The organism is Lawsonibacter sp. LCP25S3_E2, assembly GCF_052117285.1.
Classification (GTDB): domain Bacteria; phylum Bacillota; class Clostridia; order Oscillospirales; family Oscillospiraceae; genus Lawsonibacter.
Genome location: NZ_JBQKJL010000028.1, coordinates 1 through 14,947, shown reverse-complemented (window position 1 = coordinate 14,947; position 14,947 = coordinate 1). Strand labels below are relative to the sequence as shown.

General features: G+C 54.0%; 15 protein-coding genes and 3 pseudogenes. All 18 read right to left on the bottom strand.

Features of this window, described 5'->3' with window-relative positions:
* Window positions 1-276: 276 nt before the first annotated feature.
* On the bottom strand, window positions 277-1,110 hold the full coding sequence (locus ACTQ3R_RS15495; RefSeq protein ID WP_002584969.1) for a methyltransferase domain-containing protein: 834 nt from the start codon (window positions 1,108-1,110) through the stop codon (window positions 277-279).
* A gap of 185 nt (window positions 1,111-1,295) precedes the next feature.
* Window positions 1,296-1,592 (bottom strand): hypothetical protein, encoded by a 297-nt coding sequence (locus ACTQ3R_RS15490; protein WP_002592868.1) that lies wholly within the window; start codon window positions 1,590-1,592, stop codon window positions 1,296-1,298.
* A 186-nt stretch (window positions 1,593-1,778) separates the two neighbouring features.
* Window positions 1,779-2,639, bottom strand: coding sequence for a DUF4368 domain-containing protein (locus ACTQ3R_RS15485; RefSeq protein ID WP_441780089.1), 861 nt, complete (start codon window positions 2,637-2,639; stop codon window positions 1,779-1,781).
* Window positions 2,640-2,694: 55 nt separating this feature from the next.
* A pseudogene (locus tag ACTQ3R_RS15480) lies at window positions 2,695-2,853 on the bottom strand (DUF4366 domain-containing protein); the annotation flags it as partial.
* Entirely contained in the window at window positions 2,843-3,100 is a 258-nt protein-coding gene (locus ACTQ3R_RS15475) for a DUF4315 family protein (RefSeq protein WP_441780090.1), read from the bottom strand. The pseudogene ACTQ3R_RS15480 and the gene ACTQ3R_RS15475, both read right to left, overlap by 11 nt.
* A 30-nt stretch (window positions 3,101-3,130) precedes the next feature.
* Window positions 3,131-4,423, bottom strand: a complete 1,293-nt coding sequence (locus tag ACTQ3R_RS15470; RefSeq protein ID WP_441792702.1) for a CD1108 family mobile element protein — start codon at window positions 4,421-4,423, stop codon at window positions 3,131-3,133.
* 29 nt (window positions 4,424-4,452) lie between these two features.
* Entirely contained in the window at window positions 4,453-6,837 is a 2,385-nt protein-coding gene (locus tag ACTQ3R_RS15465; RefSeq protein ID WP_441780096.1) for a VirB4-like conjugal transfer ATPase, CD1110 family, read from the bottom strand.
* A 28-nt stretch (window positions 6,838-6,865) separates the two neighbouring features.
* Window positions 6,866-7,249 (bottom strand): annotated as a pseudogene (locus tag ACTQ3R_RS15460) (PrgI family protein); the annotation flags it as partial.
* 20 nt (window positions 7,250-7,269) lie between these two features.
* Window positions 7,270-8,139, bottom strand: a complete 870-nt coding sequence (locus ACTQ3R_RS15455) for a VirB6/TrbL-like conjugal transfer protein, CD1112 family (RefSeq protein ID WP_441780092.1) — start codon at window positions 8,137-8,139, stop codon at window positions 7,270-7,272.
* Window positions 8,140-8,222: 83 nt separating this feature from the next.
* A pseudogene (locus ACTQ3R_RS15450) lies at window positions 8,223-8,318 on the bottom strand (Maff2 family mobile element protein); the annotation flags it as partial.
* Between the two features lie 89 nt (window positions 8,319-8,407).
* Window positions 8,408-10,027 (bottom strand): recombinase family protein, encoded by a 1,620-nt coding sequence (locus ACTQ3R_RS15445; RefSeq protein WP_441780093.1) that lies wholly within the window; start codon window positions 10,025-10,027, stop codon window positions 8,408-8,410.
* A gap of 111 nt (window positions 10,028-10,138) precedes the next feature.
* Window positions 10,139-10,327: a transposon-encoded TnpW family protein gene (locus ACTQ3R_RS15440; RefSeq protein WP_020995296.1), complete on the bottom strand. Its 189-nt coding sequence runs from the start codon at window positions 10,325-10,327 to the stop codon at window positions 10,139-10,141.
* Window positions 10,328-10,341: 14 nt separating this feature from the next.
* Complete coding sequence (locus ACTQ3R_RS15435) at window positions 10,342-11,184, bottom strand: ATP-binding protein (protein ID WP_441780094.1); 843 nt, start codon at window positions 11,182-11,184, stop codon at window positions 10,342-10,344.
* Window positions 11,181-11,933: a phage replisome organizer N-terminal domain-containing protein gene (locus ACTQ3R_RS15430; protein WP_074754406.1), complete on the bottom strand. Its 753-nt coding sequence runs from the start codon at window positions 11,931-11,933 to the stop codon at window positions 11,181-11,183. The genes ACTQ3R_RS15435 and ACTQ3R_RS15430 overlap by 4 nt, the downstream gene beginning before the upstream one ends.
* Window positions 11,934-12,045: 112 nt before the next feature.
* Window positions 12,046-12,432, bottom strand: coding sequence for a cysteine-rich VLP domain-containing protein (locus ACTQ3R_RS15425; RefSeq protein ID WP_004452819.1), 387 nt, complete (start codon window positions 12,430-12,432; stop codon window positions 12,046-12,048).
* A complete protein-coding gene (locus tag ACTQ3R_RS15420) occupies window positions 12,422-14,047 on the bottom strand; it encodes a relaxase/mobilization nuclease domain-containing protein (protein ID WP_075704893.1) in 1,626 nt (541 codons plus the stop codon). The genes ACTQ3R_RS15425 and ACTQ3R_RS15420 overlap by 11 nt, the downstream gene beginning before the upstream one ends.
* The gene (locus tag ACTQ3R_RS15415; RefSeq protein ID WP_002584975.1) at window positions 14,019-14,417 is read right to left on the bottom strand and encodes a plasmid mobilization protein; all 399 of its coding nucleotides are present in this window, start codon (window positions 14,415-14,417) and stop codon (window positions 14,019-14,021) included. Before ACTQ3R_RS15415 ends, ACTQ3R_RS15420 begins: the two co-directional genes overlap by 29 nt.
* 330 nt (window positions 14,418-14,747) lie before the next feature.
* A partial coding sequence (locus tag ACTQ3R_RS15410) for a hypothetical protein (RefSeq protein WP_441780095.1) occupies window positions 14,748-14,947 on the bottom strand: 200 nt, incomplete at its 5' end.

Genomic DNA, 14,947 nt, shown 5'->3' with positions numbered 1-14,947 from the left:
AGTTTGCTTGCTCCTTTCGAATGTTTGTGTGGTAACTTCATTCTACCAGAGCCTGCAAGCTATGTCTTCTTTTATGCGATTTTCAATTTGCGCAACTTATTGTACCTTATCATTCCTCGCGTTTTTTTTCTCTCGGTTTCGTCATGGGTGGTCACTCCTTTCTACCTGTCGGCATAGAAAAAGGACAGTCGATTTCCTCGGCTGTCCTTTTGATTAGGGTGTTTGGTTTACTCCGTTCTGCTCAATAAATGGGAATATTAAATATCAATACGCCCTTTAATACATTCCTATTAAAACATCAGCTTCGATTGTCAAATGTGTGAGAGTACGCCAATCAACGCAATCTTTTTCAACGCAAAAGAGAAGCGGCGTCATTTCAATAAACGACATTCTTTGTTCTGATGACAACTGTACGGTGGCTGAAACCGTTTCTCTTGAAATGGTTTTAAGATATTTCTCAAAATATTCAACGACAGACTCATTTGAATAATCTGGATTTTTCAAGTGTGCTTGCACTTTAGTCCTGATTTCCCTCAAATGATTTTTCGTAGGAATTACTTTCACAACATATCCGTTAGGAGATAGCAATCGCTGAAATTCTTTGTAGTGTGCAGGCGAAAATATGTCTAAAATACAATCCATACTTCCGTCTTTCAAAGGGATTTTTGATAAGTCAGTAACAAACCACTTCACTGCTTTGCGCTTGTCTTTTTTTGATGCAATCTGTATTGCCTCCCTTGACAAGTCAAAGGCAAAGATGTTTCGTTCTGTTCTTTGCTGTATCTGCCTTGCATAGAAACCCTCGCCGCAACCAACATCTAAAATGTTTCTTATAGATGGCGTATCAGAAATAAACTGTATGATTTTCTCCAACACAACATCATACATGCCATACTCCAAAATTTGGTGCCGGTTGTCAAAAGACCGCTTGCTGTAGTTGGTTTTGGGCGATGATTTTAACAACAAATTTACATACCCATATCTTGAAATATCAAAGCAATGTCCATGTCTACAAATTAGGCTATTGCCTTGTATATCCATTGATTTTGTGCAAATTGGGCATTGAAAATAAACCTTGCTGTCTGCAAAGCGTGATAAATTATTATTCATTTGTTTTTCCTCCGTAATTACATCTCTGCTTCAATAAGCGAGTTATGCAATACGGATAACCGCAACATAACTCGCGGTTTTATCTTAATCTCATAAATGTAACCATTGTGTTGTCCTCCAATCAATTCCGCAGTATTACTCTGCTTTTAGAAAAAGTATAGCACAAAACTATGAACATTTCAACTCTATTTCAGCCTGTCGGCGACGTTGCTCTCTCTGGCATACCGCCGCGCCGCTTCCCGCCGTTCCTCGCTGTATGGGGCGGTCAGACGGAAAGAGAAGCGGCCTTTCTCAATGTCAAACTCCATGCAGCCCGTTTCCGGGTCTGCGTCAGTCTGCTGGCAGATCGCCGGATAACGGCGGCTGTATGCAAGCAGACGCTTTTTCAAGGCGGTGTTGTGGGTGCGGATATGGATAAGGGGGTCTTTCTCGTCAAACCAAATATCGGTGGTCTTTTCCTGCTTGGTAAGCCCTGTTCTCATGCAAACTCCTTTCTGTGCCCTCGTTTGGAAAGAGGGGCATTTTTGAGGGATTTTTCCCGGCTCTTGACTTGGGGAAAATGGGGATTTTCAAATAGAAACTGCCCCGATGAACCATTCCTCGTCCGGGCGGCTCCTATCGTGTGATTTCCGTTTTTTTCGGCTCTTGACCGTCAAACATGAATTAGCTCATGCTATGTGTTCTCCTTTCTGCTCGGCGGCAAGGGGCAGTTGCTTGGCTTGCTCCTGCTCCCGCTGCTCTTTCCATTGTCTGCGTTTCTTTTCCATATAGCGTCGATTGTATTCTGCTTTTTTTGCCCGGCGGCGTTCCTGTTCCGCTAACGCGGCCTTTTCTTCCTCGGTCAGTTCCACTTCCTTGTGAGGGATGTCCACCTTACCAACAAAATTAAAGAAAATTTCAATTTCCTGTGTTCTACTTGCTCCTTTGCCCTGGGCTTGGTGGACGAGGATTTTTTCTACAAACTCATTTATCATGGCAGGGGTCAATTCGGAAAAGTCCGTGTATTTTCTGACAAGGGAAAGAAACTTTTCGGCGTTGATGGTTTCCCTGCTTATGCGTTCAAGTTCCTGTTGGTCTTGGGAGATGATTTCTGTCAAATCGCTTAACTCGGCCTCAAAATCGCGGAGCATTTGTTCAAAAAGGGTATCGGAAAGTCGGCCACTTACATTGTCCTCATAGAGCTTTCGGATTAGGCGGGTCAGTTCATCGGTACGCTTCTCGTTGCGCTGCTTCCGCTGGCGAATGGCTCTTGCAGCTTTTTCCTGCCTGTCCTCGGAAGCGGAGCAGACCTGTGCCATAAACTCGGCTTCATTGTTCAACGCATAGTCGCAAACGCCCTTGATGGCTTCCAACAAAAGCTCGTTCACAACAGCAGTACGAATAAGGTGTGTCGTGCAGTATTTATCATAATGCTGGTTGCCCAAATCGTAACGGGAACAGTTGTACTCGTCACGATCCGGGCGCTTTTTCCCGTTGGGTCTGCCCGCCCAGTCACGCGCATTTCCGGCCTTGCCCCTGTGGTTATACATCTTTGCACCACAATCCGCGCAAAACATCAAGCCGGTTAGTGGATTGGCCTTTCCTATCCTCGGTTTCCTCCACCACCACATTGGCGTCGTTGGTGGCGTCCTCCGCCGGGGGCTGGTCCGTCCCCTGGGCAAAGGCGGTCACGGAAAGGCCCATCATCAGCACCAGAGCGGCGCAGAGGGCCGAAAAGGTCTTGAAAATTCTCTTATTCTTCATGGTAGGTGTCCTCCTGTTCGTTGTAGTCGGCGGAGGCAGCGGCCATGCCGGGGACCGTGCCACCGGACAGCATAGCGTTCAGCTGGGCCGGGGTCATACGCAGGGCGCGCACCATCTGGACGATCTCCATGTTCTCCGCCTCGGTTTTCTGCGCCTCCAGGGTTTTCAGCTTGTCCTGGTACTCCGCGATCTTCTCGCGGACCTTGGCAATCTCCTGGTCAATGCGCTGGATTTTGTTCTTAGCCATTTCAATCACTCCTTTTCTCATAAATCGGCCTTACCAGTTCATCAGGCCGTAACCCTTGATACACTCGTAGGTCAGGGAATAACTCTTGATTTTGCAGGCGTCGCCGCTGTTCCCCTCGACCGTATAAACTCGGCTGCCGTCTGTGCCGACTACAAGGCCCACATGGTCGGCGCTGCCGTCCAGGTCCCAATCGAAGAAAATGGCGTCGCCGGGGGCAATATTGGCGTAATCACGCCCGCCCCATTGTCCGTGAGACTGGAACCACGGAATGCCCTGGGACTGGCAGGCGGCAAATCGCGGCTCAGACAGCCCCATCTGGCCGTAGCACCAGGACACAAAGCAGGCGCACCATTCCACACGGGAATTAAAGCCGTACCAGCTCCAGTAGGGCTGACCCCCCACATTACCAACCTGACTTTTGGCTATATCCACCACAGCCTGATTGCCTGGGCGGGTGCCGTTGACAAATACCACGCCGGTCAGGTCCTCGGAATTGCTCATATCCGGGGAGCCGCCGCCGAAAACGAGCGGCTTGTTGCCCAGCGTCTGCCGGTAGACTTGATACATTTCCAGCTGTTCCGGGGTCAGTAGCTCCGAAGCCACGGATGATATGGGCTTGCTGTCAAGCCGCACATTCAGAATGTAATACTCATACGGGACTTCGACCTCGTATTCGTATTCTTCTGTCGTGACTTCACCGGTCTCCGGGTCCGTAGATGTGGTAGTGCCGGTCCGTGTTTCTGTCCGGTATCGTATTTCCACTTCCTCGGTGAGCGTCAGTTCATACTGTGCGTCGAACACACGCTCCAACTCGGCCTGGGCGCTCTGCCGGGTATAGCCCTGCAACACAGCAGACAGGTAGGCCGCCAGCTCATGGGGGTCATGCCCGATCATATCCAAGTCATAGCGGTACTCGTCATACCCCGGATGGCTGCTTTCGATGTTGTCGATCTCGGCTTGCAAGGCCGTTTCTTTGGCGGCATATTCAAACCATTCCCCCAGCATGAGAGAGGCCGTCATGTAGCGCAGCTCCACATAGAGGGCCAGACCCACAGGGTCGCGGAAGGGGTGCTGAAGCAGGTGGGCGTAGATCTGCGCCACCACATTGGCCAGCAGCTCGGACTGACCGCCCTCGAAGATGATGACAGCGGGAATGCCGCTCATGGCGCACCAGATTTCCGTCAGGCGAAGCAGGCCAGCCTCGCCGTCCTCGTTCAGCTCCGCAGCCTGATCCACCGCCGTGCGGGTCTCGCTGACGGCATCGGCCAGCTCGGTGAGAAGCTGGGTGCGCTCATTCTCCAGGGCATCGTCAAAAAACATCATGGTATCCAGTTCAGTGTTGGGTTTCATGGTCATTCATCCTCCTTTTTCAGCTCTTGCGGTTTCGTGGTCATAATACGGTACAGCTCCGTATCCTTGGGGAAGTGGTCAACGAAAGGCAGGATTGTGGAGCCGTAGAACAGCAGGCCCTCTCCCTCGCTGGAGTGGGTCACATAGGACAGCTGGTGCGGGGAAATGCCCAGCTGCTTGGCGAGAATCTGCCGGTCCCCGCCCGCCTGGTTGAGCATATACACGAAGTCGGAGTTTTCAAAGATGTTCTCCACCTCGCGGCTGCTCAAGAGGTCTTTGACATTCTGCGTGATACCGGTGGGGATTCCGCCCCACTTGCGGAACCGCTTCCAAATCTCCACCGTGTAAGAGGCGGTCTGCTCCTCTTTCAGTAGCAGGTGCATCTCGTCGATGTAATAGCGGGTGGACTTGTGGGCGGCGCGGTTGATGGTGACACGGTTCCATACTTGATCCTGAACAACCAGCATACCGATCTTTTTCAGCTGCTTGCCCAGCTCCTTGATGTCGTAGCAGACAATGCGGTTGTTGATGTCCACATTGCTCTGGTGGTTAAACACATTGAGAGAGCCGGTTACATAGATTTCCAGCGCCGTGGCGATGTACTGTGCCTCTTTTTCTTCCTGCGTCCGCAACAGGTTGTAAAGGTCCTCCAGGATAGGCATATTCTCCGGGCGGGGGTCATTGAGATAGGTCTGATAGACCAACCGCACACAGCGGTCAATGATGGTTTTCTGCACCGGCTGCAAGCCCTCCTTGCCGCCCACGATCAGCTCACACAGGGACAGGATGAAGTCGGACTTGAGAGACAGCGGGCTTTCATCGTCCGAGTAATCCAGGTTCAGATCCATCGGGTTGATGTAGTTGGTGGAGGTGGGCGAAATCTTGATGACCTGCCCATGCAGGCGCTCCACCAGGGGCGCATACTCGGCCTCCGGGTCACAGATGATGATGTCATCATTGGTGAGCAGGAAGCAGTTGGCGATCTCGCGTTTGGCGCTGAAGGACTTGCCGGAACCCGGCGTACCGAGAATCAGGCCGTTGGGGTTTTTCAGCAGCTTGCGGTCCACCATGATGAGGTTGTTGGACAGGGCGTTGATCCCGTAGTACAGCGCCTCCTTGCCATTCTGGAACAGCTCCTGGGTAGTGAACGGAACAAAGATGGCCGTGGAGCTGGTGGTCAGCCCCCGCTGAATCTCGATCTGATTAAGGCCCAGGGGCAGCGCAGACATCAGCCCTTCTTCCTGCTGGAAGTCCAGCCTGGTCAGCTGGCAGTTGTACTTCTGTGCGATGGAGCTGGCCTGGAACACATTGTTGCCCAGCTGCCGGGGATTGTCTGCCGTGTTCAGCACCAAGAAGGTCACAAGGAACATTCGCTCGTTACGGCTCTGCAAATCCTGCAAGAGCTTCTTGGCCTCGGCACCGTAGGTGGCAAGGTCGGAGGGAATGATGTCCATGTCATATCCGGCGCGGACGGCCTTTTTCTGTTCCTCGATTTTGGATTTATCCAGGTCGGTGATCTTGCGCTTGACCGTCTTGATGGCTTTGATCTGGTCTACGGACTGGATGTGCAGGCTGACGATCAGCGAGCTTTCCATATCCAGAAAATCCGCCAGCATCCGGTCATTCAGCTCCGGCGCGAGAATCTGCAAAAAAGAAACAGCCCCGTACTTTTTACCCATACGGAACTGTTTGCCGGTGCGAAATTCAAAAGAGCTGGGTGCGATAAAGTCCTTGGTGGACAGGCCGGACGGAGCCAGCCATTCCCATTCAAAGCGGAACGGCAGCTGTTCATCCATGTGGAAAATGCCGTGAAGCTGTGCCAGCCGCGCCTTGCCGTCCAGCACCGCGGCAGCCACGCCCAGGCGTTTGAAGTTGTTGAGAATGTCGGTCTCAATGCGCTCCAGCCGGGGCTTTGCGGCTTTAAGGCTGTCGGCGTCGATGCCGAAGGTCAGGTACTTGGTCTTGATAAGACCGTTGTTGCCTCTTGCCAGCTGGTTTTGCAGCATGGTGGTGTACTCCACCCGGATGCTGTCAAAATCATCCCCCTGGAGAGGAATGTTGATGGCACGGGCAAAAGTTTCCTCGGAGGCCGCGAGGTTCAAAAAGGACAGCTGGAACTGGATGGAGCTGTCGAAGTAGTTGAGGAAATCGCACCAGCCCTCGAAGATTGCTGTCTTGTCCTCGTTCTGCGAGAGCTGATAGTTGATGTCCTGGAATTGGATGGTCTTGGTGTAATGGCCGTCTGCCACCCGGCAGATGCCGTCCGGCCACATCCGCTCATAGGGGATGCTGTCCTGGGCCGACTTTTCTTTCCGGTCCGTGCGGTTGGCGCGGGCGATGGCAGCCTCAATCTGTTTTCTGTCGGCGCGGGACAATCGTTTCTTCATGGAAACCGGCGGCTGTTTGCCATCCTTATCGGCCTGCCGGTTTTTCTTTGCGGTGAACAATGTTATACACCTCCTTGTCGAGTTTTTCCTGCCGTTCCAGAACGGCATAGAAATTATTAGTCTTATACGGGCGCTCCTTGGGGCGGATAACGGCCACCTTGATGATGTTGCCAACGATCTTTTCCAGGGGCTGACCGTGTTTTTCGTACATGGCGAGCATGAAGAAGGGCAGCATGACCAGCATCATACACATGGCAGCCACGCTGTTTCCCACAGGCCCCCGGAGCAAAAAGAAAAGCGGTACGCCGATGAGCGCCCCGCCACCGAAGCAGACCAGCTGCCTCTTGGTTAAGTTGAACGCGACCTTGGTTTTGACTTTCGTAAGGTCCTTGGGTACGGGTACATAAGCCAAAGGGATTACCTCCTTCCTGGTTAATGTGCGTTGAACACAGATTTTGCGAGGCTGCCGGTCTTAAAGAGCGTAAAGCACAGCAGAACCGTATAGCCTACACAGCTCCAGATGGCCATAATGATGTCGGATTCAGTAGCGATAGTCTGCACCAGCACGGCATAAATCGCCACACAGACGATGATGAGAAATGCCTGGAAGCCCAGGGCGACCAACGAGCGCAGATAGTTCTGGCCCATACCGCCCCATTCCTTGCCCATCATGGTGGCCATAGGGATGGGAGCCACCGAGGTCACAAGATAAATCTCAATCATACGGCCATAGATCACGATGAAAATGCAAATGTAAAGCGCCCACATGGTAATGCCGATAAAGAGCGACTGGAACCATAGGCCGAACAGCGGCCCCAGGTCCATATCCATCAGCCGGGACTCCATATCGGTCATGACAGAGGAGATGTCGATGGAAGCGTCGGAACCGATGATACCTGCCGCCTGTGCCACCACACTTTGGGCCGCGTCAAACACGCCCATCACGATGTTCCAGGTGTTGGAGACAATGAGGATAGCGGCGGCAGATTTGAACACCCACTTGAAAATCATCCAGGTGTCCACATCATGCAGGTTGTTCTTGTCGGTAATCATCTGAATCAGCTCCAGCGTCATCACGATAGCCAGGATCACGCCAGCAATCGGCACCATGATGGAGTTGGAGAGGTTCTGGATCATGCTGAAAATACTCCCGTTCCAGCCCTGGGGGGTCTGGCCCACCTGTGTCGCAATGTCTGCGACCTGCTGGTTCACGCTATCGAACATCCCCGATAAGTTGCTCATAATGCCGCCTACCAACATTTCCTTGAGCCAGTCAGTAAGGGCATCGAGTAAGAAATCCATACGGTGTCAACCTCCTTTCAGCCGCCCCCGCTTGGGGGCAGGGGCGGCAAGGATTTCTTATGACAGCTTAACGACGGGAACGATCAGACGGTGAACAGGCCGGACAGCAGGGGTACGAGGACCATGCCGACCACGGCCACGCCAGCGCCAGCCATGAGCTGCTTCATGCCCTGGGACTTTTCTGATGTGCGATAAAGAAGCAATAGAAGTGTAAAAAATTTTGCCGTTCCTATCCGGCACTTGGCCATTGTGTCGGATAGGTCGGGCGTTAGGCTTCGGGCAAGTCAATTTTGCCGACAAAGCTGTAATAAATCTCAATGTCCTGCCTGCGGGTGCCGTTCTCGTCATAGCTGCACTCATGCACGACGATTTTCTCAATCATTTCCCGCAAGAGGGTGGGTGTCAATTCCTCAAAGGCAAGGTGCTTGCGGACAATCCCCATGAATTTCTCGGCGTTAACGGTGGCCGCCTGCGACTTGTCCAGTTCCGCCTGCAATGCGGCGGTGCGGTCTTTCAGTTCCCGCTGCTCCTGCTCATAGTCTGCCGACAGTTCCATGAAACGCTCGTCGCTGATTTTGCCGTTCACATTGTCCTCATACAGCCGCTTGATAATGCGGCTCACTTCGGCAATCCGCTCCTGCGCCTGTTCAAGCTGCTTGGTGGCTGCGGCGGTCTTTCTCTTGCCGCCGATTTCGTTCTGCTGGATCAGCAGCTTTACAAAACGGCTCTCGTGCCTGGCAGCATACTCCGTCACTTGCCGGAGATTGGAGAGGACACCGGCGGTCAGCAGGTCGGTGCGGATAAAGTGCGCCGTACAGTCGCGGGTGCGCTTCTTGTAGCTGCCGCAGATGTAACAGTCCTGCTTGCGGTTCTTGTTCTGATACCGCTGCTGGTACATCACATGGCCGCAGTCGGCGCAGAACAGCATACCAGAGAACAGCCCCACTTCGTCATAGCGGTTCGGGCGTTTGCGCTGCTTGCGTAACTCCTGCACACGCTCCCATGTTTCCGTGTCAATAATCGGCTCATGGTGGTTCGGGAAAATGGCCTGCTTCTCAATGGGGTTCTCTACGCTATGCTTGGTCTTGTAAGAGGGCTTCTCCGTCTTGAAGTTTACCAGACAGCCGGTGTACTCCCGGTTTTCCAACAGGTGGACAACCGTGTTTGTAGCCCATTTACACTCATAGCCGGGGTGGTAGCGGCGGGTGCTGCCCGTCCTGCGGTATTCCAGCGTCCCCGGCGTGGGGATTTGCTGCTCCGTAAGCATACGGGCAATCTTGGTCGGGCCGTTCCCGGCAAGGCAAAGCTGGTATATCTGCCGGACTACCGGCGCGGTTTCCTCGTCAACGATATAGTTCTCGTCCTCGTCCATGAGGTAGCCATACACCGGCTTGCTGGTAACGGGCTTGCCGCTCATGCCTTTTGCTCTCTTAACTGCCTTGATTTTCTTGCTCGTATCTCTCACCAGCCATTCGTTGAACAGATTTCGCAGAGGGGTAAAATCGTTGTCCATGCCGCCGTTTGCACTGTCCACATTGTCGTTGACAGCGATAAACCGCACGCCCTTTTGGGGGAACAGCATTTCCGTGTAAAATCCCACCTGCAAGTAGTTTCGCCCTAACCGGCTCATGTCCTTGACAATGACCGTACCTACTTTCCCGGCTTCAATGTCTGCAAGCATGGCTTGAAAACCGGGCCTTTGAAAGTTCGCGCCGGAATAGCCGTCGTCGGTGTACCAGCGCAGGTTGGTAAAGCCATTCTGTTTTGCAAAGGCTTCGAGTATCCGTTTTTGGTTCGATATGGAATTACTCTCGCCTTGCAGCTCGTCCTCATGGGACAATCTCGGATAAAGGGCGGTAATGAGGTTTTGGGTGGCTTGTCTTAACATAAAATCCTCCGTTTCCGACAGCCAGCCCCACTATTCCGTGGTTTCATTGTACCACGGAACAGCGGGGGCTGTACAGCGGCAAAAGCGTTAAATTTGCTTCTTTACAGTCGGTCAAATTGCCGGTTTTTGCGTAGCAGCGGCTTCCGCTTCCAGTACCCGCGCCATTTTGTCGGCGGCGGTGGTCGTGGTATCTTTCTTGAAATAGCCGGACACGACAAGGACGGAATTGCCCATGCGGATTTCCGTCACGCAGTCGGGGCGGCGGGCGGTGCGGGTGTCGTGCTGCTTGTTATCTGCCATAGGCAATACTCCTTTCAGTCGGTAATCAGTTTCTTCATGCTCTCCATTTTCCGCTTGGCGGTTTCCTGCCGGAAGTTGTCGCCGGTAAAGCGTACCGGGACGCACATGGAAAGCAGCCGGTCATAAATCCGGGAATGGGCGGTGTCCTCCGGGTTTCGCAGGTCGTCCAGCGTGAGGTTGGTCGTGACGATCAGCGGCTTGCCGCTGCGGTAACGGCTGTCAATCACATTGAAAACCTGTTCCAGCCCGTAGTCGGTGCCGCGTTCCATGCCAAAGTCGTCAAGGATCAGCAGCGGATAGCGGCAAAGGCGGGAAATGTACTCGTTGCGCCCCTCAAAGCTGGCGGCAAGGTCATTGAGGATCAGGGCAAAGTTCGTCATGCGGACGGGGATTTCTTTCTCCATGAGGGCGTTTGCGATACAGCCCGCAAGGTAGCTTTTCCCGGTTCCTACGCCGCCCCAGAACAGGCAGCCGATATTGTCTGTCCGCATATCCTCCCAATGCTCCACATACCGGCGGGCAAGCCCGGCCTGCGGGTTCCTGCCGTTGTCATTCTCGAAAGTCCAGTCCCGCATGGCGGGGTCGGTAAAGCCCCGGCGTTTCAGTTCTTCCACGGTGTCAAGGTGCCTGCGCCGCTTTTCGGCGGCTTCCCGTTCCTCGCGGGCGGTTTTCTGGCAGTCGCACTCTGCCGGGTGGCGGTCGCGCCCGAAGATAGCGGCCTTATCCGGCGCAAAATAGGCTTCTTTCGGCTTGCGGCACTTGCCGCAGTACAGTAAACCGTCCTCGCCGGTGTAGTCCTCCGGCTCCGGGGTGGTGGCCGTCATATTCTCCAAAACAGCGTTGATTTCGTTCTTCATAAACTCTCGCCCTCCTTGCATGAGTAGTCTGGTATGCCCTTTTTCGGGGCTTTCTTAGTTGCGTCCTCCTGCGCCCATTTGTAGATGGTGGCGGCATGGCTCTTGTATCGCTTGCCGCTGGACGCGATATGGCAGGATAGCCGGTCAATGTAATAGTCCCATTTGCCGGGCAGGTCTGCTTTCAGCCCGTCCAGTTCCGATTGCGAAAGAAAAACATTTTCATACCGGCCATAGGCGGCGCGGGCGGGTTGTCCCGTATCTAACTCTCGCTCTCTCTCTTTTTCTATCTCTTTCTCTATCTCTATCTCTGGTGGACAAATGTCCGCTTGATATGGTGGACATTTGTCCGCCCCGGCCTTTGGCAAGGCTTTCTGCTCCTGCAAAGCCAGCCTTGCCCGCCGTTTTCGCTCCCCCTCGGTAGAGGATTGGCCGATCAGTAGTTCAATGTTGCTCATATACAGTGCGCCGTTCTGTAACGGCTCCACAAGCCCCAGCTTCATAAAAATCTGCAAGGCCCGTTCTACGGTGCCGACTTGCTGACGGGTAATGGTGGCAATCATCTGCGCGGTGTAGGGGATATTTTCATCAAGCTGCAACTTCCCGCCGTTTTTCAGCGATTTCAGGTACAGTTTCAAGAGGATGTTGGAATAGAGGATACCGTCCTGCATACTTTCCAGCAGCACAATGGCGTCCTCGTCAAAGTAATTCTCTTTCAGCTTGAGGTAGTAGTATTTTCGGTTGTCTGACATGGTTCCTCCTTTGGGTGGATTTGGGGTGTTTGTACGCATTTAGAACGCCGTTTCCGGGGGAAAAGGATAAATGTATCGCGTACCCTTTGACACCCACGAAAAAAGCCTTGATTTATGCGGGTTTGAAAGGCTCTAAAGCGTGACATCTCTGCCTTTGTTTCCGCTTTCTCTCGGCGGCGCGGATTTTCTTCATGCGCCCGGCGCAGTCGGGGCAGTATTTCCCCCGGTTGGATTTGGGGACAAAGGCCGCTCCGCAGACGGCACACCGTTTCCGGCTCCCCCGGTATAAGAGGGCTGCGGACAGCTCCCCGTCAAGGGGCAGGACAGCCACACGGAACCAGCGGCACATGAGGGAAAGGGAAATGCTCTGGACGCACACGCAAGGCTCCCCGTCGTCTAACAGCAGGCAGTTCCCCTCGTCGTAGTTACAGCACTCATGTACCAGCCGCCGCGCCCGCCGGTGCTGGCGGTAGTCCATGCGGGGCAGGTTATCGCTCATGGCTCTGCTCCTTTCTGCGGTGCGGCTCGTCCCGGCGCAAAATCTGGTTGATATTCCGCTTGACGGTCTGCAACTCCTTGAACCGCTGCTTCTGTTCGTGATAGGTGTTATACAGGCCGTCTTTCTCGGAGATAAGCTGCTCGATCTCGGCCTGCAACGCTTTCCGGGCGGGCAGCTTGGTAATGCCATGCGCCTTGAAATACCGGGGGGCTGCGTCGGCTATGATAAAATCGCTCTCATGGGCCTGCCGGTATGCGGCGCGGGCTTTCTCGGATTTCTGCGCTTTCAACCCGTCGCGGGCGGGCTTGGTCTGGGCGTAGGCCAACACCTGCCGCTGCAACTCCTTTTTCCCTTGCAGCTTGGTTTCCAGTGCTTTCAGTTCGCCGCTGGTCTGGCGCATTTCCGCATAGGCGGTATCAACGGCGGCTTCTAACTGCTCCGGGGAAGTAAAGCCGTACTGCTGGTAGACGGACAGCGTTTTGGCGGCCTGCTTCAGATTGTGTATCTTCGCCCAGCGTTCATAGCCCCGGCCTTTGCCCTCGGCCATTTTCTGCTCAATGTCCACAAGCCGCTGCACTCCGTCCTGTTTGGGGGCGGTTTGAGGGGCTTTTGCGGGCTGTATGCCGCGTTTCTCCTGCCAGGGGTATTCAGGTATGGCTGCGGCCTTTTCTATGGCTCTGGCGGCATTCTGCTCCAAAACGGCAAGGACGGCGGTGCGGTCAAAATCGTCGCCCAGCTTCCGGGCGGTGATGGGCTTTGTCCTGTCCGGCGTGAGATAGGACAGCCGCCCCCGGCTCTCCTTGACGGTCACACCCTCCCGCAGCAGCAGAGAGGAAAACTCGTCAAAGCTGGCGGCGGTGGCAAGGGCTTTCCGTATGGTCTGCCGCAGCTTTTCCTTGTTCGTTTCAAACTTGGTCTGCCGGGGCGTGATACCATCGGCAATCATGGGGGCGTTCTGCTTGTCCAGCGCGGCTTGTCCCTTTTTCTGCGCCCAATACTCCCGGTCGGTGATGCGGTTCTTGCTGCCGTTCAAGAGGTCGATTTGGTAAAGCCCCTCCCGGTGGCACATCTCCATGACTTCGGATTTGAAGTAGCGCAGGGCAGCGTCGGTACATCGGTGCTTGCAGCCGGCTTTCGTGTCGGCTGGCCTGTCCATGTAGGGCAGGAACGGCACTTCCTCAATCCGCAGGCTGTTTATGACGATATGCACATGAATGTTGCCGCTGTGGTTATGCCCGTCCGGGTGGGTGCAGACAAGGGCTTGGTGGCCGGGGAAATGTTCTTTACAGAATTGCTCCCCCAACGCCTGCGCCCGGTCTACGGTCAGGCCGTTGTCCGGCCCGTCCCGCGGGTCAAAGCTGATGATGTAGTGGTGGCTTTTCACATCTTCCCGCCGCTGGTTTTTCTCATAGCGGAGATTGGCCCGCATACACGCAACGGCAAAATCCTCCCCGCCGCAGTTCAGCGTAGACAGCCGGTAGTCCTCGCGGGGGATAAGCCTGCCGGTTTCATCAAGGACGGGCTTCATGGTAAATTCGTCATGCTCAAAGAGCAGGTATTGTTCGGCGGCTCCGTAGTCGGCGTTTTTAGAGTTGATATGTTTGAGTGTTGCCAACCGCGTCACCTACTTTCTTTAAGACTTCATACTTGAGGGCGGCAAGGTCGGCTATGGCGGCGCGTACCTCGCCGGACAACGCATGATAGGGCGCGCCGTACTCGTTCAGATACCGGGCAATCTGGTTGAGGTTGCCGCCGATCCTGCCGTACTCGGCTGCGAGCTTCCCGACAGCGGAGAGCAGTTCGTCATTGACCGACGACACATGGAGTACGGGGCGTATGGTGGTACGCCGGATCGCCTGCCGGAGAAATTCCGACTGGCTGATACCATAGGGCGCAAGCCGCGCTGTGAAGTCGGCGTATTCATCTTCGGTCAGCCGGGTTTTCACAACGCGGCTGCGGTGGGGTGTGTTGTATTTTTTTCGCATGGTCGTGACCTCCTTTCTTGCCGCATGAGCGCGGCGGGGATAAGCGGCGCAAGCCGCATAGCAGGGTTTGGGGAAGGCACTCCCCAACAAGTTTCCCGCGAGGGGCAAAACCGCAGAATTGCGGATTTTGGCACCGTGGTAGAAACTTGCTCTAAGTAAGCCGCAGACTGGCCCTGTCCGGGCTTTTCCGTACATAGAGCGAACAGGGCGGGGCTTTCAGCCCGCTGTTCGCTGCCTTTTTTCTTTCGCCAATATTACTCCGCAGAGGGGCTTTGCTACCCGCTGGCTGCGCTATTTTTCTTTTCCGCTAAAGATACATTTGAAAAGCCGTCAGCTACCCGCTGGACAGAGATTTTTCAAAATTTCTTTTGCCTTAGTAATCCGGGAACGGGGATTTTGGCAACCGGCGGGACAGAAAAAGATAAGGTACAATAAGTTGCGCAAATTGAAAATCGCATAAAAGAAGACATAGCTTGCAGGCTCTGGTAGAATGAAGTTACCACACAAACATTCGAAAGGAGCAAGCAAAC